This is a genomic window from Streptomyces sp. NPDC090083, assembly GCF_044747445.1.
Taxonomy (GTDB): domain Bacteria; phylum Actinomycetota; class Actinomycetes; order Streptomycetales; family Streptomycetaceae; genus Streptomyces.
This window is the reverse complement of sequence record NZ_JBIVED010000015.1, coordinates 193,068-214,059: the sequence shown is the minus strand read 5'-3', so window position 1 is coordinate 214,059 and position 20,992 is coordinate 193,068. Positions and strand designations below refer to the sequence as shown.

General features: G+C 71.8%; 25 protein-coding genes. 13 read left to right on the top strand and 12 right to left on the bottom strand.

Annotated elements, in window-relative coordinates; translation table 11 throughout:
• Positions 1 to 111: 111 nt before the first annotated feature.
• On the bottom strand, positions 112 to 300 hold the full coding sequence (locus ACIPTO_RS38205; protein ID WP_366322167.1) for a hypothetical protein: 189 nt from the start codon (positions 298 to 300) through the stop codon (positions 112 to 114).
• 198 nt (positions 301 to 498) lie between these two features.
• On the opposite strand from ACIPTO_RS38205, the gene ACIPTO_RS38200 reads away from it, so the two are divergent.
• Complete coding sequence (locus tag ACIPTO_RS38200; RefSeq protein WP_401199728.1) at positions 499 to 1,050, top strand: Clp protease N-terminal domain-containing protein; 552 nt, start codon at positions 499 to 501, stop codon at positions 1,048 to 1,050.
• A 73-nt stretch (positions 1,051 to 1,123) separates the two neighbouring features.
• On the top strand, positions 1,124 to 2,128 hold the full coding sequence (locus ACIPTO_RS38195; protein ID WP_401199726.1) for an EamA family transporter: 1,005 nt from the start codon (positions 1,124 to 1,126) through the stop codon (positions 2,126 to 2,128).
• A gap of 98 nt (positions 2,129 to 2,226) precedes the next feature.
• On the opposite strand, the gene ACIPTO_RS38190 is transcribed toward ACIPTO_RS38195, so the two are convergent.
• Together ACIPTO_RS38190 and ACIPTO_RS38185 are read right to left on the bottom strand one after the other, a co-directional pair.
• Positions 2,227 to 2,880, bottom strand: a complete 654-nt coding sequence (locus ACIPTO_RS38190; protein ID WP_401199724.1) for an FMN-binding negative transcriptional regulator — start codon at positions 2,878 to 2,880, stop codon at positions 2,227 to 2,229.
• Complete coding sequence (locus ACIPTO_RS38185) at positions 2,880 to 3,566, bottom strand: pyridoxamine 5'-phosphate oxidase family protein (protein ID WP_366322071.1); 687 nt, start codon at positions 3,564 to 3,566, stop codon at positions 2,880 to 2,882. The genes ACIPTO_RS38190 and ACIPTO_RS38185 overlap by 1 nt, the downstream gene beginning before the upstream one ends.
• A 155-nt stretch (positions 3,567 to 3,721) precedes the next feature.
• On the opposite strand from ACIPTO_RS38185, the gene ACIPTO_RS38180 reads away from it, so the two are divergent.
• Entirely contained in the window at positions 3,722 to 5,053 is a 1,332-nt protein-coding gene (locus ACIPTO_RS38180) for an aminotransferase class I/II-fold pyridoxal phosphate-dependent enzyme (RefSeq protein ID WP_401199721.1), read from the top strand.
• Positions 5,054 to 5,145: 92 nt separating this feature from the next.
• On the opposite strand, the gene ACIPTO_RS38175 is transcribed toward ACIPTO_RS38180, so the two are convergent.
• The gene (locus ACIPTO_RS38175) at positions 5,146 to 6,087 is read right to left on the bottom strand and encodes a DMT family transporter (protein WP_401199719.1); all 942 of its coding nucleotides are present in this window, start codon (positions 6,085 to 6,087) and stop codon (positions 5,146 to 5,148) included.
• A gap of 74 nt (positions 6,088 to 6,161) precedes the next feature.
• Here ACIPTO_RS38175 and ACIPTO_RS38170 point away from each other — a divergent pair, with 74 nt between their 5' ends.
• On the top strand, positions 6,162 to 7,064 hold the full coding sequence (locus ACIPTO_RS38170; RefSeq protein ID WP_266766794.1) for a LysR family transcriptional regulator: 903 nt from the start codon (positions 6,162 to 6,164) through the stop codon (positions 7,062 to 7,064).
• Between the two features lie 19 nt (positions 7,065 to 7,083).
• Here ACIPTO_RS38170 and ACIPTO_RS38165 read toward each other — a convergent pair whose 3' ends face one another.
• Positions 7,084 to 7,551: a pyridoxamine 5'-phosphate oxidase family protein gene (locus tag ACIPTO_RS38165; protein ID WP_401199717.1), complete on the bottom strand. Its 468-nt coding sequence runs from the start codon at positions 7,549 to 7,551 to the stop codon at positions 7,084 to 7,086.
• A gap of 149 nt (positions 7,552 to 7,700) precedes the next feature.
• Between ACIPTO_RS38165 and ACIPTO_RS38160 the strand changes: the two genes are divergently transcribed.
• Positions 7,701 to 8,351 (top strand): cysteine hydrolase, encoded by a 651-nt coding sequence (locus tag ACIPTO_RS38160; RefSeq protein ID WP_401199715.1) that lies wholly within the window; start codon positions 7,701 to 7,703, stop codon positions 8,349 to 8,351.
• 22 nt (positions 8,352 to 8,373) lie between these two features.
• Here the strand turns inward: ACIPTO_RS38160 and ACIPTO_RS38155 are convergent, their stop codons facing one another.
• Positions 8,374 to 8,856, bottom strand: a complete 483-nt coding sequence (locus ACIPTO_RS38155) for a Rieske (2Fe-2S) protein (RefSeq protein ID WP_366322062.1) — start codon at positions 8,854 to 8,856, stop codon at positions 8,374 to 8,376.
• Positions 8,857 to 9,056: 200 nt separating this feature from the next.
• Here ACIPTO_RS38155 and ACIPTO_RS38150 point away from each other — a divergent pair, with 200 nt between their 5' ends.
• The 7 genes from ACIPTO_RS38150 to ACIPTO_RS38120 all read left to right on the top strand — a co-directional run bounded on the left by ACIPTO_RS38150 (position 9,057) and on the right by ACIPTO_RS38120 (position 15,146).
• Positions 9,057 to 9,812, top strand: coding sequence for a HipA family kinase (locus tag ACIPTO_RS38150; RefSeq protein WP_401199713.1), 756 nt, complete (start codon positions 9,057 to 9,059; stop codon positions 9,810 to 9,812).
• Positions 9,809 to 10,225 (top strand): DUF3037 domain-containing protein, encoded by a 417-nt coding sequence (locus tag ACIPTO_RS38145; RefSeq protein ID WP_366322058.1) that lies wholly within the window; start codon positions 9,809 to 9,811, stop codon positions 10,223 to 10,225. The genes ACIPTO_RS38150 and ACIPTO_RS38145 overlap by 4 nt, the downstream gene beginning before the upstream one ends.
• A 135-nt stretch (positions 10,226 to 10,360) precedes the next feature.
• On the top strand, positions 10,361 to 11,122 hold the full coding sequence (gene fabG, locus ACIPTO_RS38140) for a 3-oxoacyl-ACP reductase FabG (protein ID WP_366322056.1): 762 nt from the start codon (positions 10,361 to 10,363) through the stop codon (positions 11,120 to 11,122).
• Between the two features lie 13 nt (positions 11,123 to 11,135).
• Positions 11,136 to 11,906 (top strand): SDR family oxidoreductase, encoded by a 771-nt coding sequence (locus ACIPTO_RS38135; RefSeq protein ID WP_366322054.1) that lies wholly within the window; start codon positions 11,136 to 11,138, stop codon positions 11,904 to 11,906.
• A 200-nt stretch (positions 11,907 to 12,106) separates the two neighbouring features.
• Positions 12,107 to 13,684 (top strand): ABC transporter substrate-binding protein, encoded by a 1,578-nt coding sequence (locus ACIPTO_RS38130; RefSeq protein WP_401199710.1) that lies wholly within the window; start codon positions 12,107 to 12,109, stop codon positions 13,682 to 13,684.
• Between the two features lie 112 nt (positions 13,685 to 13,796).
• On the top strand, positions 13,797 to 14,480 hold the full coding sequence (gene ung / locus ACIPTO_RS38125; RefSeq protein ID WP_366322050.1) for a uracil-DNA glycosylase: 684 nt from the start codon (positions 13,797 to 13,799) through the stop codon (positions 14,478 to 14,480).
• Positions 14,481 to 14,582: 102 nt separating this feature from the next.
• The gene (locus ACIPTO_RS38120; protein ID WP_401199708.1) at positions 14,583 to 15,146 is read left to right on the top strand and encodes a hypothetical protein; all 564 of its coding nucleotides are present in this window, start codon (positions 14,583 to 14,585) and stop codon (positions 15,144 to 15,146) included.
• A 67-nt stretch (positions 15,147 to 15,213) separates the two neighbouring features.
• Here ACIPTO_RS38120 and ACIPTO_RS38115 read toward each other — a convergent pair whose 3' ends face one another.
• Together ACIPTO_RS38115 and ACIPTO_RS38110 are read right to left on the bottom strand one after the other, a co-directional pair.
• Positions 15,214 to 15,696, bottom strand: a complete 483-nt coding sequence (locus tag ACIPTO_RS38115; protein WP_366322046.1) for a hypothetical protein — start codon at positions 15,694 to 15,696, stop codon at positions 15,214 to 15,216.
• A gap of 117 nt (positions 15,697 to 15,813) precedes the next feature.
• Positions 15,814 to 16,326 carry a DinB family protein gene (locus tag ACIPTO_RS38110; RefSeq protein ID WP_366322044.1) on the bottom strand — a complete coding sequence of 171 codons (513 nt, stop codon included), beginning with the start codon at positions 16,324 to 16,326 and terminating at the stop codon, positions 15,814 to 15,816.
• Positions 16,327 to 16,422: 96 nt separating this feature from the next.
• Here ACIPTO_RS38110 and ACIPTO_RS38105 point away from each other — a divergent pair, with 96 nt between their 5' ends.
• Entirely contained in the window at positions 16,423 to 17,334 is a 912-nt protein-coding gene (locus ACIPTO_RS38105; protein ID WP_401199706.1) for a Gfo/Idh/MocA family protein, read from the top strand.
• On the opposite strand, the gene lnt is transcribed toward ACIPTO_RS38105, so the two are convergent.
• From lnt to ACIPTO_RS38085, 4 genes are all read right to left on the bottom strand, one after another.
• Positions 17,252 to 18,826, bottom strand: coding sequence for an apolipoprotein N-acyltransferase (gene lnt, locus ACIPTO_RS38100; RefSeq protein ID WP_401199704.1), 1,575 nt, complete (start codon positions 18,824 to 18,826; stop codon positions 17,252 to 17,254). The genes ACIPTO_RS38105 and lnt overlap by 83 nt on opposite strands.
• Positions 18,827 to 18,905: 79 nt before the next feature.
• Entirely contained in the window at positions 18,906 to 19,415 is a 510-nt protein-coding gene (locus ACIPTO_RS38095) for a nuclear transport factor 2 family protein (protein ID WP_401199702.1), read from the bottom strand.
• A gap of 133 nt (positions 19,416 to 19,548) precedes the next feature.
• The gene (locus ACIPTO_RS38090; RefSeq protein ID WP_366322035.1) at positions 19,549 to 19,728 is read right to left on the bottom strand and encodes a hypothetical protein; all 180 of its coding nucleotides are present in this window, start codon (positions 19,726 to 19,728) and stop codon (positions 19,549 to 19,551) included.
• A gap of 146 nt (positions 19,729 to 19,874) precedes the next feature.
• The gene (locus ACIPTO_RS38085) at positions 19,875 to 20,750 is read right to left on the bottom strand and encodes an undecaprenyl-diphosphate phosphatase (protein ID WP_366322033.1); all 876 of its coding nucleotides are present in this window, start codon (positions 20,748 to 20,750) and stop codon (positions 19,875 to 19,877) included.
• Between the last annotated feature and the right edge of the window lie 242 nt (positions 20,751 to 20,992).

Sequence of the window (20,992 nt, the reverse complement as noted above, 5' to 3'; positions counted from 1 at the left end):
GACCACCTCTTCGTATCGGGCTACGGTGTCGCGGAACGTAGCCGGAGGACGCGCAACATTCAATACTGATGAACCGTCAGGAATTGTCCGCGCGGGCCGCGCCCGCGCGGCTCAGCTCATCCGTCGTATGAGCGCCGCGTCGAACAGGTCCCACGCGCGCGGGTGGGTGCTCTCGTCGTGGCAGTGCCAGGCGTCCCAGAACAGGTCCGCGAGCAGTGCGTCCTCCGGGGCGTACACCCGGTACACGTACTGCCTGCCGTCGACCGCCGGCAACGCCACCAGCCAGCACGTGCTCTCCACGTTCGCGAAGGACGTACGCCGGGTGCGGCGCGGTTGCGAACGGGGCGCGCGGCGAGGCGGCGCGCGCCTCTCGGGCCCGACGGGCGTGATCTCATCCGTAAGGAGGAGATTTCGTCGCCCTGGGTCCACTTTGTGTGGGACGCCGAAATGCTTCCCTCCGGGGATGCCCTCGACGCGGGGGGCTGATGGGGTAAGAGAGTGCAACCCCGTATCCCCAGGCAGTCGGCCCGTGAGCAAGGAATCCACCGCGCGGACAACGATGCCAGACTCGACGCAGAGCTGGCGGCGGTGATCGCCGGTGCGCGCCGCCGGGCCTTGCGGGACGGGGACCGGCACATCGACACGGCCCACCTGCTGCACAGCCTCCTGGAGTCCGACCCCGAGGCACGCGCCGTCTTCGGTGACGGCCCGCAGATCGCCCGCCTCTTCGGCTACCTCGTCCAGCGCAGCATCGGCTACGGCCTCCGCTGGCAGGGCACGGTCGAGGACTCCGGCGCGATCCCCGTGGTCCCCGCGGTGGAGGGCTGGTCGCCGCTGGCCGCCGACGCCCTGGAGTACGCCTGCGAGCGCGCCGAGCTCCGCGACGGCGACCGGGCCCGCGGCATCGACCTCCTCGCCGCGATCGTCGCGGACCCGGAGTCCCGCGCGGTCGAGGTCCTCCACCGCGCGGGCATCGAGTCCCCCGAGGTGCTGATCTGGATCGAGGGGCGCCTGGACGAGTACGTCGGAGGCGGCGAGACGGGCTGCTGAGCCCGGCAGGTCCCGTCCACGCCCTGAGACAGGTGTCAACGGGGATGACGCTGCTGTCATCCCCTGTCATCATGTGCCCGTGCATACGTCTGAGAGCAGTGTGGCCGGAGGCGGCAAGGGAGTCGGGCTGGGCCTGGCGCTCGGGTCCGCTCTGGCCTTCGGCGGGTCCGGGGTCGCGGCGAAGCCGCTGATCGAGGCGGGGCTCGACCCGCTGCACGTGGTGTGGCTCCGCGTGGCGGGCGCGGCCCTCGTGATGCTGCCCCTCGCCGTACGGCACCGTGCGCTCGTCCGCCGTCGTCCCGCGCTGCTCCTCGGCTTCGGGCTGCTCGCCGTGGCCGGTGTCCAGGCCTGCTACTTCGCCGCGATATCCCGGATACCCGTGGGGGTCGCCCTGCTCGTCGAATACCTCGCGCCTGCCCTCGTGCTCGGCTGGGTGCGGTTCGTGCAGCGGCGCCCGGTCACCCGGGCCGCCGCGCTCGGTGTGGTCCTCGCGGCCGGGGGACTCGCCTGTGTCGTCGAGGTGTGGGCGGGCCTGAGCTTCGACGCCGTGGGACTGCTGCTCGCGCTCGGTGCCGCCTGCTGCCAGGTCGGCTACTTCGTCCTGTCCGACCAGGGCAGCGACGCGGGCGACGGGGCTCCCGACCCGCTCGGCGTGATCGCGTACGGCCTGCTCGTCGGCGCCCTCGTCCTCACCGCCGTGACCCGGCCCTGGACCATGGACTGGTCGCTCCTCGCGGGCGACGCCCCCATGAACGGCACCACCGTGCCGGCCGCCGTCCTGCTCGCCTGGATCGTCCTGGTCGCCACGGTCCTGGCGTACGTCACCGGAGTCGTCTCCGTCCGCCGTCTCTCCCCGCAGGTCGCGGGCGTCGTCGCCTGCCTCGAAGCGGTCATCGCGACCGTCCTGGCCTGGGTCCTCCTCGGCGAACACCTCTCCGCGCCGCAGATCATCGGGGGAGCGGTGGTCCTGCTGGGCGCGTTCATCGCCCAGTCCTCGACCCCGACGAAGGGCTCCGGCGAACCGGTGGCCAGCGGCGGCCCCGAACGGGAACTCTCCCGCCGCGGCACGGCTGCCTAGCCTCCCCGCCCGGCCGGCCGCCTCCGCCTGCCTCCGTCCGTCCGAGAAGGCGGGCGAGGACCCCCGAGGCCTCCCGCGAGATCGGCCCCAGTCAGCCCTTACTCCGCAGCCGCGGCAGGTCCGGCCCCGTCCCGCCGCAGCAGATGCTCCCGCGCCGCCGCGTCCCGGGGGCCGCCCCGCTCCGCGAGCCCCGCCGCGATGCGGTCCCGGACCCCGGCCGCCCGCTTGCCCGCGTACTTGAACTTCGCCCGCACACTGGTCACTTCGAGCCGCACCGCCCGGATCCCCGACAGCAGCCTGCCGTACGGCGCCTCGCCCGGCGCGACCGTCGAGGAACCGCCCTCGGGCTGGAAGTGCCCGACCTGGCGGTTGAGCAGGGCCGCCAGCTCGGAGGGGTCGGCCACCAGGTGGGCGGTGCACCGGAGTTGGACCGCCGCGTACAAGCTCGTGGGTACGCCGTCCTCCGGCGGGCCGTCCGGGTCCGCCTGCCAGGGGCCGGGGACGAAGGCGTAGTCGTCGACGACACTGAGGATCACCTGCGGGTCCGCCGCCAGCGCGGGCAACAGGGGGTTGGCGCGGGCGAGATGGATGACGGCCTCGCCGCGCTCCGGGTCGTGGAAGAAGTGCAGGGGCTGGACGAACGGCGGTTCGCCGGGCGGGCCGTTGACGGCGAGCTGGCCGAAGTCGTGCGTGGTGAGCCAGTGTTGCCACTCCGCGTCGTCCAGGGGTGCGTCCCAGGGGTGGACGAGCATCACAACTCCGCGAGGTAGCCGGGGAGTTCGATGCCCGGGGTCAGGTCGTCGTTCGGGAGCGGGGTGCCGTAGGACGGCTGGAGGGGGACCACTCCGGCCCAGTGGGGGAGGTCCAGGTCCTCGGGGTCGTCGTTCGCGCCACCGGTGCGGAGCTTCGCGGAGACCTCGTCGAGGTCGAGGCGGATCACCATGGTGGCGGCCAGTTCCTTCTTGTTCGCCGGCCGCGAGTCCGCCGAGCGGCCCGGTACGACATGGTCGACCAGCGCGTCCAGCGCCGTCCGCTTCTCCTCGGGGTCCGTCACCTGGCGCGCGATGCCGTGCACCACCACCGAGCGGTAGTTGATCGAGTGGTGGAACGCCGAACGGGCCAGCACCAGACCGTCCACGTGCGTGACCGTCAGGCACACCGGCAGCCCCGGGTCAGCCTGCCCCGTCATGCGCAGCGGACGCGCGCCCGTCGACCCGTGCACGTACAGCCGCTCGCCGACCCGCCCGTACAGCGTGGGCAGCACCACCGGCACGCCGTCCCGCACGAAGCCGAGGTGGCAGACGTAGGCCTCGTCGAGTATCGCGTGCACCAACTCCTTGTCGTACGAGGCCCGTTCGGCGGAGCGGGTGGGGACGGTCCGGTCGGTCGGCGTGTAGGCGGCGGGCTGTGGCGTCGGCTGCGTGGCAGTCCCCTGCATGGTGCTCTCCCTTGCTTCTGCTCGGTCCGATCGGTCCGCCCGGCGCGCGGGGTGCGGTGCCTGGTGGCCGGGTGCGGTGTCCGGCGCGGGGCCGTGATCGGCGGGTTGTCATCGTCGGGTTGCGAATTGTTTTGCACTAGTGCATAATCTGCTTTGTGCTAGGAGGATATCGGATCGAAGGGCGACGCGCAGCAGACATCGCGGCGGACGTCGAGCGTGCGGTGGGTTCGGGGGAGCTGGAGCCGGGGCAACCGCTGCCACCCATGCGGGAGTTGGCGGTCGAGCTGGGGGTGAATCCCAATACGGTCGCGGCGGCGTACCGGACGCTGCGGGAGCGCGGGGTCATCGAGACCGCCGGGCGCCGGGGCAGCCGGGTGCGGCCGAAGCCGGCCACGACCGGGCGCGAGCACATCCGGGTCGACGTGCCGGCGGGCGTGCTCGACGTCTCGCACGGCAACCCGGATCCGGCGCTCCTGCCGTCCCTGGCCGGGGCGTTCACCTTCGCCGCCGAACAGGCCGACCGGCAGCCGGTCCTGTACGGCGACGACCCGGTCGAACCGGAACTGGCCCGTATCGCCCGCGCCGAACTGGACGCGGACGGTGTGCCGCCCGGCCCCGTGGCCGTCACCTCCGGCTCCCTCGACGCCATCGAGCGCGTCCTCGCCGCGCACCTCAAGCCCGGGGACACCGTCGCCGTGGAGGATCCCGGGTGGGGCAGCCTCCTCGACCTCGTCCCCGCGCTCGGCCTGCGCGTGACCCCCGTCCGCGTCGACGACGAGGGGCCGCTCCCGGACGATGTGCGCGCCGCGCTGGAGGCCGGCGCACGGGCCCTGGTCGTCACCGACCGGGCGCAGAACCCGACCGGAGCCGTCGTGAGCGGCACGCGCGCGCGTGCCCTGCGGTCCGTGCTCCGCGGCCACCCGGAGACCCTGCTGATCGAGGACGACCACGGCCACGGCATCGTCGACCAGCCGCTCCACCCCCTGGCCGGCACCACCCGCACCTGGGCCTTCGTCCGCTCCGCCGCCAAGGCCTACGGCCCCGACCTGCGCCTCGCCGTGCTCACCGGCGACGCCGTCACCCTCGACCGCGTCCGTGGCCGCCAGCGTCTGGGGCCGGGCTGGGTCACCCGCGTCACCCAGCGCGCGGTGGCCCGCCTGTGGGCCGAGGGGGCGGTCGACACCCCGGCGGTGGCCGCCGCGTACGCCGCCCGCCGCGACGCGCTGATCACCGCGCTCGCCGGACGCGGGATCACGGCCCACGGAACCAGCGGCCTCAACGTCTGGATCCCGGTACCGGACGAGACCGGTGCCGTCTCCCGCCTCCTCCACGCGGGGTGGGCGGTGGCCCCGGGTGCCCGCTTCCGGATGAGCGCGCCGCCGGGCATCCGCGTCACCGTCTCGACCCTGACGGCCGAGGAGACCGGACGGCTCGCCGGGGCGATCGCTTCCGCGAGCGGCCGGGCGCCGGTGCGCGGTTACGTCTGAGGCCGGTCACTGCGGGACTCGGGAAGGGGGCGGACGCGTCGGCCACGCCTGACGCCCCCGCCCCGCCCGGCCCCGCACAGGCCCGGCCGCCCCTACCGCTTCCCCCGCGCCCGCACCTGCGTGAGCGCCGCGCCCGCCAGCACGATCACCGCTCCCACCGGAGTGGACCAGGTCAGCGACTCGCCCAGGATCGCGACGCCCGCCGCCGTGGCGATGACCGGGATGAAGTAGGTGACCATCTGGGCGGTGGTGGGCCCGACTTCGGCGACCAGGCCGTACTGGAGGAGGACGGCCAGGCCCGTTCCGAGGGCGCCCAGGGCGACGATCGCCAGGAGGGGCACGACCGGGAAGCGGGTCGGCATCGGCGCGAACAGCGGTGTGATCAAGGCCAGTTGGACGGTCGCCAGCAGCAACTGGGCCCCGGTCATGGAGAGATGCGACGACCCGGTACCCGCCAGTGTGCGGCGGACGTAGATCCAGCCGATCGCGTAGCAGAGCGAGGCCAGCAGGGCCATCGCCGTGCCTCGGGCGTCCAGGCCGCTGAAGCCCTGCCAGGCGCCGAGGACCGTGAGGACGCCCAGGAAGCCGAGGCCGAGACCGGCGACGCGGACGCGGGTCGGGCGGTCCTCGGAGAGGGCGACCAGGGAGAGCGCCATGCCCCAGAGCGGCGAGGTCGCGTTGCAGATGCCCGCGAGCGTGGACGGGATCGTCAGCTCGGAGTAGGCGAAGAGGGAGAACGGCAGGGCGTTGAGCAGGAACGCGGCGACCGTCAGATGGCCCCAGGTGCGCCCGCCGCGCGGCAGCCGCTCCCGCTTCACCGCCATCGCCGCCGCGAGCACCGCCGTACCGAACAGCAGCCGCCCGAGGGTGACGTGGAAGGGTGCGTAGCCGTGCGTGCCCACCTTGATGAGCAGAAAGCTGAAGCCCCAGATGAGGGAGAGCGCCCCGAACCGCAGCCGCCAGTCGAGCGTGCGGCGGGGGAGGGGAGCGGTGGTGTCCGGGGCGGCTGAGGCCGAGGTCGTGACGGTGGTCATGGGCACCAAGATCCTGCTCCTGACCTCGTAGCACAAGCGAGATTTCGCCCCCGGTATCTCGTAGGATCGCTTACATGTTGAATCTGGAGCGCCTGCGCACCCTGGACGCCCTCGCCCGGCACGGCTCGGTCAGCGGCGCGGCCGAGGCGCTGCACGTGACGACTTCGGCCGTCTCGCAGCAGATGGCCAAGCTGGAGCGGGAGGTGGCGCAGCAGCTGCTCGCGAAGAACGGGCGGGGGGTGCGGCTCACCGACGCGGGCCGCCTGCTCGCGGAGCACGCGGGGCGCATCCTCTCCCAGGTGGAGCTGGCCCAGTCCGACCTGGAGGCCCAACGCGGCCAGGTCGTCGGCGAGTTGCGGATCTCCGCGTTCCCGACCGCCGCCCGCGGCCTGTTCCCCGCCGCACTCGCCGCCCTCCGCTCCCGCCACCCCGCCCTGCGCGTCCGCTCCACCGAGCAGGAACCGGAGCGCGGCATCGCGGGCGTCGTGCGCGGCGATCTCGATCTCGCGGTCGTCCTCGACTGGTACAACAAGCCGATGCCGCTCCCGGACGGCCTGGTCAAGGCGCCGATCCTGGACGATCCCGCCGACGTGGCGATGCCCGCGGACCATCCGCTGGCCGGGCGGGACGAGGTGGACCTCGGGGAGTTCGCCGACGACGAGTGGATCACGTGGGCCGAGGGCGAGTTCTGTCACGAGTGGCTGATGTTCACGCTCCGCTCCCGGGGCATCGAACCGATCATCGGCCACCGCGCCGCCGAGACCCACACGCAACTGGGCCTGGTGGCGGCCGGGTTGGGTGTGTGCGTCGCTCCGCTGCTGGGCCGCCACCCGATGCCCGCCGGGGTCGTCACCGTCCCGCTGAAGCAGCGGGTGCGCCGCCATGTCTACGTCGTCTGGCGCGCCGACGCCGACCGCCGCCCGTCCATCCGCGCGGCGGTCGAGGCACTGCGGTCGGCGGCGGAGACCGTCGCCTGAGACGCACTCGCCAACTGCCCTACAGTGTGGCCAGCTTGCGGAAGTCCCAGGAGGCGAGGGTGTCCGGCGTCAGCCGTATCCACGCGTGCCGTCCGTCGTAGGGCATCGCGTCCAGGCCGAAGTTCTTCTGCGCGAACAGCTTCTCCACGGCGACGAGTTCGGGGTGCGGCTCGCCGGTGCGCGGGGCCTCGCCGACGAACTCGACGGTCCCGGACAGCTCGACGCCCCGCAGTTCGTCGTAGGCGTGGCCGCCGTCGACCACCACGGCGACGCGCGGGTCGCGGCGCAGGTCGGCCCAGCGCTTGCTGCGGGTGATCGAGTACAGCCACAACGAGGTGCCGTCCCACACGAACCAGAGCGGGCTGACGTGCGGCGCGCCGTCCGCCGAGGCGGTCGCGACGCGACAGGTGCGCTCGGCGGCGAGGAACTCGTCCAGTTCCCCGGGTGTCATCATGATCTTCCGGCCTCGGCGCTGAGTGGCGGTCATGCGATCCCCTTCGGCTACGGAACACGCGGCGGGCAGCCGCATCTGACGGTACGTCAGAACAGGGCTCGGGAAAACCGCCGGCCGTCTTCCGTCCGCACACGATGCTCGTTACTGTCACCCGCCCCGGCCGTCGACGACAAGGGAGTGCCATGCCGTCGCACGCACAACTCGGTGAGATCCTCGACACGGTGAGCACTGTCCTGCTGACCGTCGAATGTCAAGAGGGAGTGGTCGGACCGGACAGCGCACTGCCCGAACTCGCCCTGGCCGCACGGCAGTCGGGCGCGCTGGCGAACGTCGCCCGGCTGGTCGCCGCCGCGCACGGGAGCGGGGTCCAGGTGATCCACGCCATCGCCGAACGCCGGCCCGACGGCCGGGGCGCGAACCACAACGCCCGGCTGTTCCGCGCCGCCGAACGCCTGCCCGTCCAGCAGCTGTCGGGCACCGCGGCGGTCCGCGTGGCGCCCCCGATCGAGGTCGCCGAGGAGGACATCGTCGTACGACGGCTGCACGGTCTGTCGCCGATCCAGGGCACCGATGTCGACGCGCTGCTGCGGAACCTGGGCTGCCGCACGCTGATCGTCACCGGCGTCTCGGCCAACGTGGCCGTTCCCAACGCCGTGTTCGACGCCGTCAACCGCGGCTACACCGTCGTCGTCCCCGGTGACGCCATCGCGGGGGTGCCCTCGGAGTACACCCCCGCGATGATCCGCAACACCCTCGCATTGGTCGCTACGGTCGCGACCACGGACGAGGTGCTGCACTGCCTCGAACGATCCGGCGGAGCGGGCCAGGGCTGACCGTCACGTCAGCGATCGGCCGTCACGCCAGCGTGATCGAGTCCCCGGACACGGAGATCTGCTCGGCCGGCAGACCCTGGGTAGCCGGGCCCTTCTTGACGCTGCCGTCGGTGACGGAGAACTCGCTGCCGTGGCACGGGCAGACGATGGCCCCGCCGCTGATGCTGCTCACCGCGCAGCCCTGGTGGGTGCATTTCGACGAGAACGCCTTGTAGGTGCCCGCCGTCGGCTGGGTGACGACCACGCCCTGGCTGGCGAAGATCTTGCCGCCGCCCTCGGGGATGTCGGAGGTCTTCGCCAGTTCGGTGCCGCCGGCGTCTCCCTGGGCGGTGGAAGAGCCGGCCGTGTCGCCGGAGCCCGAGTCCTTGGAGCTCGACGAGCCCGACGACGAGTCGCTGTCGGACGAGCACGCGGTCAGCGCGACGGCGAGTCCCGCCGCGCCGACCGCCGCCAACGCGGTGCGACGGGACGGCGTGGTGACGGGTTCGAACGATTCGCTGGTCATGCTGACGTTCCTTCCATGGGAAGCATGTGTGGGTTCGCAAAGGGGTACGACGTGCGGGCGACCGTCGTTCAGACGGTGCCGTGAGCTTGGCCTGATCGAGATCAGGAACGCGTAAAACGTCCCTGTCGTTCCGCTGTCGGCCGCACATAAGGCCTGACCAGGCGCCGGTAAGCCCGACACGGCACCAGTAATCTGGGGCGATGCTCAAAGAAGTCATCGCGACCCGTTACATCACGCCCCTGCGTGAGGGCGGTTCGCTCCCGGGGCTGGTCGAGGGCGACGACCTCGCGCCGTACGTCATGAAGTTCAGCGGCGCGGGACAGGGCCGCAAGACGCTCGTCGCCGAGGTCGTCGTGGGGGAGCTGGCACGGCGGCTCGGCTTCCGGGTGCCACGGCTCGTGACCCTCGACCTCGACCCGGTGCTCGGCCTCGGCGAACCCGACCAGCAGGTCCAGGAACTGCTGAGGTCCAGCGGCGGCACCAACCTCGGCATGGACTTCCTGTCCGGCGCCCTCGGCTTCGACCCGCTCGCCTTCACCGTGAGCCCCGAGGAGGCCGGCCGGATCGTCTGGTTCGACGCCCTCGTCAACAACGTCGACCGCTCCTGGCGCAACCCCAACCTGCTGATGTGGCACGGCGACCTGTGGCTCATCGACCACGGCGCCACCATGATCTGGCACCACAACTGGCCCGGCGCCCAGGCCTCCGCGGCCCGCCCCTACGACGCCGCCGACCACACCCTCGCCCGCTTCACCCCGGACGTCGCGACGGCCGCCGAGACCCTGGCACCGCGGGTCACCGCGGAACTCCTCGCCGAGGTCACCGCCGAGATCCCCGACGCCTGGCTGGCCGGCGAACCCGGCTTCGACACCCCCGACCTCCTCCGTGAGGCGTACGCGGCACCCCTCCTCGCGCGCGTGCCCTCCCTCCACGAGCGCATCAAGGGACTCCAGTGACCGAGCGCCACATCATCCGCCCGAGCGAGGCGAACACCCGGGACGTCTTCGAGTACGCCCTCCTCCGGGTCGTACCGCGCATCGAGCGCGGCGAGTGCGTCAACGCGGGCGTGCTCGTCTACTGCCGCGCCCGGTCCTACGTCGGCGCCCGCACCCATCTGGACGAGGCGCGGCTGCTCGCTCTCGACCCGCACGCCGACGTGGCCGGGATCAGGGCCGCGCTCGGCGCCGTGGAAGGCGTCTGCGCGGGAGGTGCGGCGGCCGGGCAGGCGGCTTCGGACGACGCGGGACGGCGGTTCAGGTGGCTGATCGCGCCCCGGTCCACGGTGGTCCAGCCGGGGCCCGTGCACACCGGTCTCACCGTCGATCCGGCGGCCGAGACGGAGCGCCTGCTCGACCTGCTGGTGAGGTAATGGATCACACCGGGCCACGCGCACGTTGACACCGAGTGCCAGGGCTTCTAGCGTCACGTAGGCCGAAGGTACTAAGCGGTCGCTCACCAGCGGGCCGCGAGGGCGAGATTTTCTCAAGGGCGAGGAGAGCCAGCAATGTCCACCACTGAGCAGCGGGTCGCGATTGTCACCGGCGGGGCGCGGGGCATCGGCGCCGCCACCGCCGTACGCCTGGCGGCCGAGGGCCACGCCATCGCCGTGATCGACCTCGACGAGGCCGCCTGCAAGGACACCGTGGAGAAGATCACCGCGGCCGGCGGCAAGGCCCTCGCGGTCGGCGCCGACGTCTCCGACGAGGCCCAGGTCGAGGCCGCCGTCACGCGCATCGTCGCCGAGCTGGGCGCCCCGACGATCCTCGTCAACAACGCGGGCGTGCTCCGCGACAACCTCCTCTTCAAGATGAGCGCCTCCGACTGGGACACCGTCCTCGGCGTCCACCTGCGCGGCTCCTTCCTGATGACCAAGGCCGTCCAGAAGCACATGGTCGACGCGGGCTTCGGCCGGATCGTCAACCTCTCCTCGTCCTCCGCCCTCGGCAACCGTGGCCAGGCCAACTACTCCGCCGCCAAGGCCGGTCTCCAGGGCTTCACCAAGACCCTCGCCATCGAGCTGGGCAAGTTCGGCATCACGGCCAACGCGGTCGCCCCCGGATTCATCGCCACCGACATGACCGCGGCCACCGCCGCCCGCGTCGGCATGGGCTTCGACGACTTCAAGGCCGCCGCCGCCACCCAGATCCCGGTGCAGCGCGTCGGTGAGCCCGACGACATCGCCAACGCCGTCGCCTTCTTCACGAACGAGGCGGCCGGGTTCGTCTCCGGCCAGGTGCTGTACGTCGCCGGCGGACCGCTCAACTAGGGAACACGCAACCATGACCGAACAGCCTGAACTCCCCGAACTCTCCGGCAAGGTCGCCGTCATCACCGGCGCCAGCCGGGGCATCGGCTACGGCGTCGCCGAGGCGCTGCTCGCCCGCGGCGACCGGGTCTGCATCACCGGCCGCAGCGAGGAAGCCCTCAAGGAGGCCGTCGAATCCCTCGGCGCCGACCGCGTCATCGGCGTCGCGGGCAAGGCCCACGACGAGGCCCACCAGGCCGTCGTCGTCGCGCGCACCATGGAGGCCTTCGGCCGCGTCGACTACCTGGTCAACAACGCCGGTACGAACCCGGTGTTCGGCCCCATCGCCGACCTCGACCTGAACGTCGCCCGCAAGGTCTTCGAGACCAACGTCATCTCGGCCCTCGGCTTCGCCCAGAAGACCTGGCACGCCTGGCAGAAGGACAACGGCGGCGCCATCGTCAACATCGCCTCCCTCGCCGGGATCTCCGCCTCGCCGTTCATCGGCGCGTACGGCGTCAGCAAGGCCGCGATGGTCAACCTGACCCTCCAGCTGGCGCACGAGTTCGCGCCCGGCGTACGGGTCAACTCGATCGCCCCCGCGGTCGTGAAGACCAAGTTCGCCGCCGCCCTGTACGAGGGCCGCGAGGCGGAGGCCGCCGCCTCCTACCCGCTGGCCCGGCTCGGCGTCCCGTCCGACATCGGCGGCGCCGCCGCGTTCCTCACCTCGGACCAGTCCGAGTGGATCACCGGCCAGACCCTCGTCGTCGACGGCGGCATCCTCCTCAACGCCGGAGTCGGCTGACCGACTCCGCCCGGGCGCCGGTCCGTTCACTGTTCCCTTGACGGAACCGGCGCCCGTGTCGGGACAAAGAACGCGCGCGGCCGAATGACAACGTCGTCATGAAATCCCTGCTCAACAGCCTCTTCCGAACCACCGTTCCAGGCCGCGGAACTGCGGTACGGTCTGCCGACCCTTGGTACGGCGGATCGAGGAGCGAGCGCGTGTTCAACCGGAACCGAGGCCTGCGGGCGGGCGCGGCCATCGCGTCGATATCCCTCGCGGCCGGATGCGGAGTGTTCTCGAACGGGAACTCCGACGACCGCGGACCCATCGTCGTCGGGACCACCAGCGCCCCCAGCACCCTCGACCCGGCCGCGTCCTGGGACGGCTCCTGGGAGCTGTTCCGGAACATCTACCAGACGCTGCTCGCCTACCCGTCCGGCGCGACCGCACCGGAGCCGGACGCGGCCAGGTCCTGCCGCTTCACGGACGGTTCGAACACCACGTACCGCTGCGAACTCCGCGCCGGCATGAGGTTCGCCGACGGCGACCGGCTCGACGCGCAGGCCGTCAAGCACTCCATCGACCGCATCCGCCAGATCAACGTGGCGGGCGGACCCGCCGGACTGCTCGGCAGCCTCGACCGGGTGGAGACGGACGGCGACCGCGACGTCGTCTTCCACCTCAACAAGCCCGACGCCACCTTCCCGTTCGTGCTCGCCACCCCCGCCATGTCGATCGTCGACCCCGACGACTACCCCGGTCACTCGCTCCGCGAGGACGGCAAGGTCTTCGGCTCCGGGCCGTACACCCTGAAGTCGTACGACGACGGGAAACAGGCCCGGCTCGTGCGCAACGACCGCTACCAGGGCTTCGCCCAGCGGGAGAACGACGCGGTGACGATCCGCTACTTCCAGGACTCCGCCACCATGGTGAAGGCACTGCGGGACAAGCAGATCGACGTCACCTACCGGGGCCTCGGCGCCGACGACATCATCACCCTCCAGGGCCGCGCGTCCAGAACCCTGCAACTGGTCGACGGCTCCGGCACCGACATCAACTACCTGGTGTTCAACCCCAAGGACCGCTGGGCGGGCAACCTCGCCGTCCGCAAGGCCGTGGCCCAGCTCGTCGACCGCGGGGCGATCACCCACAAGATCTACCGCGACACCGTGGACCCGCTCTACTCGATGGTCCCCAAGGGCCTCACCGGCCACACCACCGCCTTCTTCGACGACTTCGGCGACCCCAGCGTCCCCAAGGCCCGCAAACTCCTCACCGACGCGGGCATCCACCAGCGCGTCCCCCTCACCCTCTGGTACACCAGCGACCGCTACGGCTCCGAGACCGCCCTCGAATTCCGGGAACTCAAGCGGCAGTTGGACGACTCCGGGCTCTTCACGATCACTCTGAAGAGCCGCCCCTGGAAGACGTACGTGACGGGCTACCAGAAGGGCGAGTACCCGGTGTTCGGGCGCGGCTGGTCCCCGGACTTCCCCGACGCCGAGAACTTCATCGCGCCCTTCGTGGGGCAGCAGAACGCGCTCGGCACGCCCTACCCGTCGACCAGGATCACCGACGTGCTGCTGCCCGAGTCCCGCCGGGAGAGCGACCGGGCCGACGTGGTCAAGGAGTTCGAGGACGCGCAGCAGATCCTGGTGGACGACGCACGGTTGCTGCCGCTGTGGCAGGGCCGGCAGTACGTCGCCGCGAGCGACGACATCTCCGGCGGCGAGCAGTCCCTCGACCCGTCGACGATCATGATGATGTGGGAGCTGTACCGCAAGACCAGCTGGTGACCCGGCTTCCGGCCCCCGTTGTCAGTGGCCGCCTGTAGGTTCTGGGGCATGGAGGCGACCGCACCGCGCGGTCGTCCGCATCGCAGTCGCCGCACACCGTAAGGAAGTTGACGTGACCGACATCTCCATGCTCCCCGAGTCCTGGCGCGGGGTCCTGGGCGACGAGCTTCAGCAGCCCTACTTCAAGGAGCTGACCGAGTTCGTCGAGGAGGAGCGCGCGAAGGGTCCCGTCTACCCGCCGCGCGAGGAGGTCTTCGCCGCGCTGGACGCGACGCCCTACGACCAGGTGAAGGTGCTGGTCCTCGGCCAGGACCCGTACCACGGCGAGGGCCAGGGCCACGGCCTGTGCTTCTCGGTCCGCCCCGGCGTCAGGACCCCGCCCTCCCTCCGGAACATCTACAAGGAGATGAAGGAGGAGCTGGACCTCCCGGTCCCGGACAACGGCTATCTGATGCCGTGGGCCCAGCAGGGCGTCCTGCTGCTCAACGCGGTGCTCACGGTCCGCTCCGGCGAGGCCAACTCCCACAAGGGCAAGGGCTGGGAGAAGTTCACGGACGCGGTGATCCGCGCGGTCGCCGAGCGCCCCGACCCGGCCGTCTTCGTCCTGTGGGGGAACTACGCGCAGAAGAAGCTCCCCCTGATCGACGAGGAGCGCCACGTCGTGGTCAAGGGCGCCCACCCCTCCCCGCTGTCGGCCAAGAAGTTCTTCGGCTCCCGCCCCTTCACCCAGATCGACGAGGCCGTCGCCCGGCAGGGCCACACCGCGATCGACTGGCGCATCCCGAACCTGGGCTGACACCCGCCAGGACCGGTCCGGGGCCGCCTGACGGGGATTGTCAGTGCCGCCGGTTAGCTTCGACAGGGACAGTCAGGGTGGCTGGCGAGTGCGGAGGACACGGTGGCGGAGCGACAGGAGCAGGCGGCGCCGGACGCTCTGCTGACCCGGATCGGACAGGTCGTCATGCTGCACCACGGCGGCGACCGCGAGGAGGCCCGGGAGCGGCTGCTCGGCTTGTGGGCGGAACTGGGCGAGGACGGCGACCCGCTGCACCGCTGCACCCTGGCCCACTACCTCGCGGACACCCAGGACGACCCGACCGACGAACTCGCCTGGGATCTCAGGGCGTTGTCGGCGGCGGACGAGCTGACGGACGGACGGCACGCGCGGGACTCCAAAGACCCCGGCGCCGTCGCGGACGCCGGTCGGGAAGGGACGGCCGCGATCCGCGCCTTCTACCCTTCCCTGCACCTCAACCTCGCCGCGGACTACGTGAAACTCGACCGCCCCGACGCCGCCCGCACCCACATCCGCCGGGCCCGCAGCGCCTGCGCGGTCCTCGCCGACGACGGCTACGGCGACGGAGTGCGGGCCGCGATCGGCCGGCTGGAGCTGCGGCTGGGGGACGGGGGCCCGGGCGGGGGCGAGGGCGGGTCGTGGGGGCCGCCGAGACAGCGGCCGTAGCCGTCGTGGCGGTCGTCGTGAGCCGGGCTGTCCGGCGGCCGTGGGCCCCGCGGGCCGGTCCGGGGTCTCAACGCCCGTACGTCTGACCGCAGATGACCGACTGCGGGCTGTCCGGCTGCCAGCCGCCGTACTTCCTGCCGAGGGCGCAGACGTCCTGCGTGTTCCTGGGCACCGACCTGACCGCGTCGGGGATGTCCGCGCTCGGCTGCCGGGGGTGGTGCGGCTTCGGGTGCGGATGGGGCTGCGGCCGGGGCTGCGGGTGGACTCGGGGGACCGGCGCCTGGGCCGTGCGCGGAGGTGCGACGGGTGCGCGGTGCGGGGGACGGGCGGCCGGTCCGGAGCGGTGGGACGGGTTGATGAGTTCGAGCGCCTCCCGTGCCGGGGCCTGCACGACCTGCGGTGACGCGCTGCCGTCCGGTCGCGGCACCGGCGCCTGGGACGGTGCCGCCGGGGGAGCGGGGGCCGCCGGCCGCTGGACGGTCATACAGCCGGAGAGGGCCGAGACAGCCACGGTGACCAGAAGCGCTGCGGTGGTCCTCGTTCGATGCACCCGCGCAACTCTGCTGGTTTCGGACCCGTGAGGGACAGCGGACGAGCGGATGATGCCCCGCACGGGTGATCTCCGCCCCCTTACGGACGGTGCCCGCCCGCTCCGGATGACGGGACGTCAGTCGCCGGTGCTCCCGTCGATCCGCTCACGGAGCAGGTCGGCGTGGCCGTTGTGCCGGGCGTACTCCTCGATCATGTGCGTGTGGATCCAGCGCAGGTTGAAGCTCTCGCCGGTGCGCCGGTGCTTGCCCAGGGAGATGTCGTCCAGCGTGAACCGGGCCGCCTGCTCCCGCGCCGCCGCGATCTCGGCCTGCCAGGTGGCGTACGCCTCCGCCCAGCTGTCCGCCCCGGTGAGATGGAAGTCGCCGTCCGGGTCCTCGTCGGTGCAGTAGATCGGGGTCAGCTCCTCGTCCGCCATGACCCGGCGGTACCAGCTCCGCTCCACCTCGGCCATGTGCCGCACCAGGCCCATGAGCGTCAGACCGGACGGCTCCGCGGAAGCCGTCCGCACCTGCTCGTCGGACAGGCCCTCGCACTTCCACGCGAGGGTCTGCCGGTGATACTCCAGCCAGCCGTCCAGCATGGTGCGTTCGTCGGCCGTGGTCGGCGGTTCACTGCGTTCGATGGTCATCCCCGCATCCTCGCCCGCTCCGGCCGCCCGCACCAGCGGATATCAGCCGCCGTATGCTTCCGGGAGGTATCGCAGGTCACACGCCAGGGAGGCTCCGTGAAGGTCGGCTGCATCGGACTCGGTGACATCGCGCGGAAGGCCTACCTGCCGGTCCTCGGCGGACTGCCCGGGGTCGAACTGCACCTGCAGACCCGCACACCCGCCACCCTCGCCGAGGTCGCCGACGGCCTCCACCTCCCGGCGGGGCAGCGGCACACCGACCTCGACGCGCTCCTCGCGCAGGACCTCGACGCCGCGTTCGTGCACGCGCCCACGGCCGTGCACCCCGAGATCGTCACCCGGCTGCTGGAGGCGGGCGTACCGACGTACGTCGACAAGCCGCTCGCCTACCGACTCGCCGCATCCGAGCGGCTGGTGCGGCTCGCGGAGGAGCGGGGCGTGTCGCTCGCGGTGGGCTTCAACCGCCGCCACGCCCCCGGGTACGCGCAGTGTCTCGACCACCCGCGCGAGCTGATCCTCATGCAGAAGAACCGGATCGGGCTCCCGGAGGAGCCGCGCGCGATGATCCTGGACGACTTCATCCACATCGTGGACACCCTGCGGTTCCTGGTGCCGGGCCCGGTCGAGGACGTGACCGTGCGCGCCCGCACCCAGGACGGCCTGCTGCACCACCTCGTGCTCCAGCTCTCCGGCGACGGCTTCACCGCGCTCGGGGTGATGAACCGGCTCAGCGGCTCCGTCGAGGAGATCCTCGAGGTGTCCGGCCAGGACACCAAGCGCCAGGTCCTCAACCTCGCCGAGATCGTCGACCACAAGGGCCAGCCGACGGTACGGCGGCGCGGGGACTGGGTGCCGGTGGCCCGCCAGCGCGGCATCGAGCAGGTCGTCCACGCCTTCCTGGACGCCGTACGCGCCGGAAAGGTGCTCAGCGCCCGGGACGCGCTGGCGACTCATGAACTGTGCGAGCGGGTGGTACGAGAGGTCGCGGAGCGGTCCGCCGCAGCCTGACCGCCCGCATCCCCTCCCCGGCGCACACGAGCGCCAGGACCAGCAGCGAGCCCTGCACCGGCCAGTCGCCGTAGCGGACGTACGGCGTGACGCCGTGCGCGAGCGGGACGTCGTAGACCCGGGTGGTGCTCGCGCCCGTGCCGAGCCAGGAGCCGATGCGCTCGCCGCTCGGGCCGTAGACCGCGGAGACGCCCGTCAGGGTGGCGTGGACCACCGGGCGGCCGGTCTCGGCGGCGCGCAGGGCGGCGAGCGTGGCGTGCTGCTCGGGCGCCCAGCTGTGCTGGAACGACGACGTCGACGACTGCGCGAGCAGCACGTCCGCGCCGTCCTGCGCGAGATGCCGGCTCATGTCGGGGAACGCGGTCTCGAAGCAGATCAGCGGCCCGACCCGCAGCCCGTGCCCCACACTCATCACGACCTGCTCGGTGCCGTGCCTGCGGTCGACGCCCGCCGCCTTGCCGACGGAGGTCGCCCAGCCGAGCAGCGAGCGGAACGGGATGTACTCCCCGAAGGGCACCAGCCGCATCTTGTCGTAGCGATCACCGGTGAGCCCCTTCGGGCCGACCAGGATCGAACTCTTGTAGATGCCGGGCCTGTCGGAGCGCTCGGCGTCCACGTTGACCAGGATGTCGGCGCCGGTCTCCTTCGAGAGGGCGGCGATACGGCGGGCCAGGTCCGGCCGCTCGGCGAGGTCGAAGCCGACACTGCTCTCGCCCCAGGCGATCAGGTCGACGTGCCGGCCGGCCAGTTGACGGGTGAGCTGCTCCTCGCGGTCGAAGCGCCGGACACCGCTGTCGTCGCCCGCGATGACACCGGGCTGTACGACGGCGATGCGCACCTCGCCGTCGACGTCGGGGCGCGGCGACCACACCCAGGCGGCGGAGGTCGCGGCGGCGGTCGCCACGAGCCCGGCGACCGCGGGCACCCGCACCTCACGGACCGCGACCAGCACGGCGACCGCGACGTTCACGGCCACCACCAGGAAGCTCAGCAGCCACACCCCGCCCACGGAGGTGAGCCGCAGCGCCGGTTCCACCTGCCACTGGGTGGAGCCCAGCAGTCCCCAGGGGCCGCCCAACCCCTGCCAGGAACGCACGAGTTCGACCATCAGCCAGCCCGAGGGCAGCACCAGCAGCGCGGCTCCACCCCGCCGCGGCGACGGCACACCGCCCAGGAAGCGGCGCACCAGCCAGCCCCACGGCGCCCACAGCGCGCCCAGCAGCCCGGCGATGACCACGATGAACACGCTCAGGCTCGGCACCAGCCAGCTGTGCACCGCCAGCATGAACCCGAGGCCGCCGGACCAGCCGTCGTGGACGGCACGGCGTCCGGTCGGCGCCGAGCGGATCAGCAGGATCCAGGGGACGAGCGCGACGTAGGCGAACCACCACAGGGACGGCGCGGGGAACGCGAACACGGGCAGGGCGCCCGCGAGCGCGGCGAGCAGGGAACGCCGCCACGGAGAGGCGAGCCAGTCGCCGAAGGTCTTCATACAGCACCTCCCTACCCGCTGGTCGCTCCAGTGTGCGTCCCGGGGACGATCTCGCACAGTGGGCGCCGTCCGGGCCGTCTCAGTGGACCACGGCTTCCGGACGCCGTTCGGGAAGGCGCCGCCACTTCTCCTCCACCACGACCTCGGTCAGCCGCCAGCCGTCGTCGGTGCGCAGCAGCCCGAACGCGTAGCGCCCGCCGCACACGAAGTCGGGTGCGGTGGACGGTGCGGTGGAGGAGGTGCCCGCGCCGTCGTCGTCCGTGGCGAAGCGCATCGGGTTGACGTAGTCGGCCTGGACGCGGGCGGTGTCGTCGGTGTGCTGGTCCAGGGCGCCGAAGCGGATCCGCCGGTTGACGATCAGATGCTGCCGCATCGGGAACAGCCGCATGCTCTCCGCCAGCCACCCGGCGACCTTCTCCGCGCTCCCCTCGATCCCTCCGGCTGACCGGTAGTCGGCACGGCCGTCCGGGGCGAACAGCTTCCGGTACGCCTCCCAGTCGCCGTCGTCCACCGCCACCGCGTAGGCGGTGACCACCTCGTCCACCGCGAGCCGGTCCATCACGATCGCCAGTTCCACACGCTGCGTCATCGGCTCAGTGTTGGCCACGGAGGAGGCGGCGCCAAGAGGGGCGCGGAGACAAGGCGGGGAACATTCGGTGGTTCTCCCAGGCCCGCGCGGGACTTCGGCGTGATGGTGCACCCAGGGCCCGGCCGGGGAACGCTCAGGCCGCGGCGATGACCTCGTCGCGGATCGCGGCGGCCCACTCGACCACCAACTGCTCGTATTCCTCGCGCTCCTGGGTGGAGAGGGAGCCGCCCGCACGCAGCCAGAGTGCCCGGATCTGTTCGTTCACCTCGGCAGCGGACCGCACGGAACCAGGGGCCACGGAATCGGGGGACATGCGAACAGCCTAGGGGCAAGGACTGACACTGCGCTACCGGACGGCTACGCAGACCGTATGGGGTTGGTCACGGGCAACGCCGGGAGGAGATCGCCGAGTTGGGCGCGGCCGGCGCGCCGGCGATGTCGGTGGCCGCGCCCGGTGGCTCAGCCCGCCGACTCCGCCGCGTGCGGGCTCAGTACGCCAGCCGTCACCAGCGCGATGATGACGATGCCGAGGGCGACACGGTAGTAGACGAACGGCATGAAGCTCTTGTGGGAGATGAACTTCATGAACCAGGCGATGACCGCGTAACCGACCACGAACGCGATCACCGTCGCGAACATCGTCGGCCCCCACGCCACGTGCCCCTCCTCCGCCGCGTCCTTCAACTCGAAGGCGCCGGAGGCCAGTACGGCAGGCATGGCGAGGAGGAAGGAGTAACGGGCCGCCGCCTCACGGGTGTAGCCCATGAAGAGGCCGCCGCTGATGGTCGCGCCGGAGCGGGAGACGCCGGGGACCAGCGCCATCGCCTGGCAGAGGCCGTAGAGGAGGCCGTCCTTGGCGTTGAGGTCGACGAGGGTCTTGCGCTGCTTGGGGGCGCGGTGCCGGCCGCCGTTCTCGTCGCGGGCCGCGAGGCGGTCGGCGATGCCGATGACGATGCCCATGACGATCAGCATCGTGGCGGTGATGCGCAGATCGCGGAACGGGCCCTCGATCGCGTCCTTGAGGGTGACGCCGAGCACGCCGATCGGGATGGAGCCGACGATCACCAGCCAGCCCATCTGGGCGTCGTGGTCGCGGCGCATCTCCTTGCTCGTGAGGGACTTGAACCACGCGGAGAGGATCCGGGCCACGTCCTTGCGGAAGTAGATCAGCACCGCCGCCTCCGTGCCGAGCTGCGTGATCGCCGTGAAGGCCGCGCCCGGGTCCTTCCAGCCGGAGAAGGCCGCCGTCAGCCGCAGATGCGCACTGGAGGAGACGGGGAGGAATTCGGTCAGCCCCTGGACGAGTCCGAGGATGAGGGATTCAAACCAAGACATGGAGTTACGGAGTCCAAGTGCTGATCGTGGAGGGGCAAAGGACACGCCAAATCGCCACGCGCGGTGATCGGGTGTGTGTGAGGGGCAGCGTAGCGTCCCGGTGTGACAGGCCCGACACAGGGGTTTCACGGCGGCGGGTGACTCCGGATGCGAGGAGGTCGCGGCGGTCGGACGATTCCTGGCGGAAGGTTTCGCCGCCGACGGACGATTCCGCGTACGGAGGTTTCACGAGTGGTCCGACG

What these genes read in the sequence shown, in the direction of transcription:
- ACIPTO_RS38190 (WP_401199724.1), bottom strand. Translation starts at nt 2,880, where the DNA reads ATGCTCGTCCACCCCTGGGACGCACCCCTGGACGACGCGGAGTGGCAA.
- ACIPTO_RS38185 (WP_366322071.1), bottom strand. Translation starts at nt 3,566, where the DNA reads ATGCAGGGGACTGCCACGCAGCCGACGCCACAGCCCGCCGCCTACACG.
- ACIPTO_RS38175 (WP_401199719.1), bottom strand. Translation starts at nt 6,087, where the DNA reads ATGACCACCGTCACGACCTCGGCCTCAGCCGCCCCGGACACCACCGCT.
- ACIPTO_RS38170 (WP_266766794.1), top strand. Translation starts at nt 6,162, where the DNA reads ATGTTGAATCTGGAGCGCCTGCGCACCCTGGACGCCCTCGCCCGGCAC.
- ACIPTO_RS38165 (WP_401199717.1), bottom strand. Translation starts at nt 7,551, where the DNA reads ATGACCGCCACTCAGCGCCGAGGCCGGAAGATCATGATGACACCCGGG.
- ACIPTO_RS38160 (WP_401199715.1), top strand. Translation starts at nt 7,701, where the DNA reads ATGCCGTCGCACGCACAACTCGGTGAGATCCTCGACACGGTGAGCACT.
- ACIPTO_RS38155 (WP_366322062.1), bottom strand. Translation starts at nt 8,856, where the DNA reads ATGACCAGCGAATCGTTCGAACCCGTCACCACGCCGTCCCGTCGCACC.
- ACIPTO_RS38150 (WP_401199713.1), top strand. Translation starts at nt 9,057, where the DNA reads ATGCTCAAAGAAGTCATCGCGACCCGTTACATCACGCCCCTGCGTGAG.
- fabG (WP_366322056.1), top strand. Translation starts at nt 10,361, where the DNA reads ATGTCCACCACTGAGCAGCGGGTCGCGATTGTCACCGGCGGGGCGCGG.
- ACIPTO_RS38135 (WP_366322054.1), top strand. Translation starts at nt 11,136, where the DNA reads ATGACCGAACAGCCTGAACTCCCCGAACTCTCCGGCAAGGTCGCCGTC.
- ACIPTO_RS38110 (WP_366322044.1), bottom strand. Translation starts at nt 16,326, where the DNA reads ATGACCATCGAACGCAGTGAACCGCCGACCACGGCCGACGAACGCACC.
- lnt (WP_401199704.1), bottom strand. Translation starts at nt 18,826, where the DNA reads ATGAAGACCTTCGGCGACTGGCTCGCCTCTCCGTGGCGGCGTTCCCTG.
- ACIPTO_RS38095 (WP_401199702.1), bottom strand. Translation starts at nt 19,415, where the DNA reads ATGACGCAGCGTGTGGAACTGGCGATCGTGATGGACCGGCTCGCGGTG.
- ACIPTO_RS38090 (WP_366322035.1), bottom strand. Translation starts at nt 19,728, where the DNA reads ATGTCCCCCGATTCCGTGGCCCCTGGTTCCGTGCGGTCCGCTGCCGAG.
- ACIPTO_RS38085 (WP_366322033.1), bottom strand. Translation starts at nt 20,750, where the DNA reads ATGTCTTGGTTTGAATCCCTCATCCTCGGACTCGTCCAGGGGCTGACC.